Source organism: Streptomyces sp. SID13726 (assembly GCF_010548375.1).
Taxonomy (GTDB): Bacteria; Actinomycetota; Actinomycetes; order Streptomycetales; family Streptomycetaceae; genus Streptomyces.
This window is the reverse complement of record NZ_JAAGLY010000318.1, coordinates 1-486: the sequence shown is the minus strand read 5'-3', so window position 1 is coordinate 486 and position 486 is coordinate 1. Positions and strand designations below refer to the sequence as shown.

Sequence of the window (486 nt, the reverse complement as noted above, 5' to 3'; positions counted from 1 at the left end):
GGCCGCGACGTCGTGCTCGTGCACCCGGACGACCTCGCCGAGCTGGGGTTCGCCGACGGCGACCGGGTCGACGTCCATGCCGAGTGGCCCGGCGAGCCCGACCGCGTCCTCGCCGCCCAGCGCGTGGTCGCCTACCCGACCGCGCGGGGGTCGGCCGCCGCCTACTATCCCGAGGCGAACGTCCTCGTCCCGCTCGAGAGCGCGGCCTACGGGAGCAACACGCCGGTCTCGAAGTCCGTCGTCGTCCGGTTGCAGGCCGCGCGGTAGAGCCCGGGTCCGGCTGCCGGGGCGCGCCGGGCTCAGGGGTGGGCGGCGCCCAGGTCGGCGAAGAGGTCGCTGTTGAGGCGGAAGGCGTGCTTGGCCTCGGCGACGGTCTCGTCGAGCTGCTCGGGGGTGAGGACGAGGGCGTCGAGGCGCTCGCGGTAGACGTCCTTGAACGGCTTGGACTTGGGGATCTCGACGAACGTGTAGAACGCGAGGCCGTCG

General features: G+C 73.7%; 1 protein-coding gene and 1 pseudogene. One reads left to right on the top strand and one right to left on the bottom strand.

From position 1 onward, the window contains the following. Positions 1-267 (top strand): annotated as a pseudogene (locus tag G3I78_RS47845) (molybdopterin dinucleotide binding domain-containing protein); the annotation flags it as partial. A 32-nt stretch (positions 268-299) separates the two neighbouring features. Here G3I78_RS47845 and G3I78_RS47840 read toward each other — a convergent pair. Then, on the bottom strand, positions 300-486 hold a 187-nt coding region (locus G3I78_RS47840; protein ID WP_164436886.1), incomplete at its 5' end, for a biliverdin-producing heme oxygenase.